Source organism: Kosmotoga sp. (genome assembly GCF_982836095.1).
On sequence record NZ_CEYIHJ010000046.1, the window covers coordinates 10,773 to 11,680 of the forward strand.

The following is a 908-nucleotide window of genomic DNA, read 5'->3' on the forward strand; positions in this document are numbered from 1 at the left end:
AGTAACTGACAGCAAAGCTCTTAAATTGAGGTTCCACACACAGACTGGCGGATCTACTCTTACCGCTCAGCAGCCGATGAATAACATTATAAGAGTAGCTTTTCAAGCACTTGCTGCTGTGCTTGGTGGTACGCAATCACTGCATACAAATTCCTTCGATGAGGCCCTGGGTTTGCCAACTGAAGAGTCGGTTACAATCGCTTTGAGAACCCAGCAGATCATAGCTCACGAAACAGGTGTAGCAGATGTCGTGGATGCACTTGGCGGTTCTTATTTTGTAGAATACTTAACCAACGAAGTAGAAAAGGATGCCACTGAATATTTAAAGAAGATCGATGAGCTAGGAGGCATGGTTCGAGCAATAGAAGATGGATATATTCAGAAAGAAATACTTAATTCTGCGTATAAAGCCCAACTTGAGATAGAAAAGGGGGAGCAAGTAATCGTTGGCGTTAACAAATTCACCTCGAAAGAGGACAAACCAATGAAAATTTTGAAAATCGATCCGGAATTGGAAGAAAAACAAAAGAGCCGATTGAAAAAGCTCAAAAAAGACAGAAATAACGAGAAAGTCCACAAGAGTCTGGAACAGCTCAAAAAAGTAGCTTTAGACAACAAAGAAAACCTCATGCCCTATATCATAGAAGCCGTAAAGGCATATGCTACCATAGGAGAAATTTCCAATGTCTTAAGGGAAGTTTTTGGGGAATATACAGAAGCCGTTATCCTATAAAAGGGAGTGAGTGAAATGGGGAAGAAGATAAAGGTTCTGATTGCAAAGCCCGGTCTTGACGGCCATGATCGCGGTGCGAAGGTTGTTGCCATGGCTCTTAGAGATGCTGGCATGGAGGTAATTTATACGGGTCTCAGACAATCTCCAGAAGATATCGCAAAAGCAGCATTACAGG

The 908-nt window shown here is 42.3% G+C and carries 1 protein-coding gene and 1 pseudogene; both read left to right on the plus strand.

The window, feature by feature from the left end:
- Nucleotides 1-733, plus strand: a 733-nt coding sequence (locus AC3LHT_RS04675; RefSeq protein WP_488662117.1) for a methylmalonyl-CoA mutase family protein, incomplete at its 5' end; no start/stop codon positions are given.
- Between the two features lie 15 nt (nucleotides 734-748).
- A pseudogene (gene icmB, locus AC3LHT_RS04680) lies at nucleotides 749-908 on the plus strand (coenzyme B12-dependent isobutyryl CoA mutase small subunit); the annotation flags it as partial.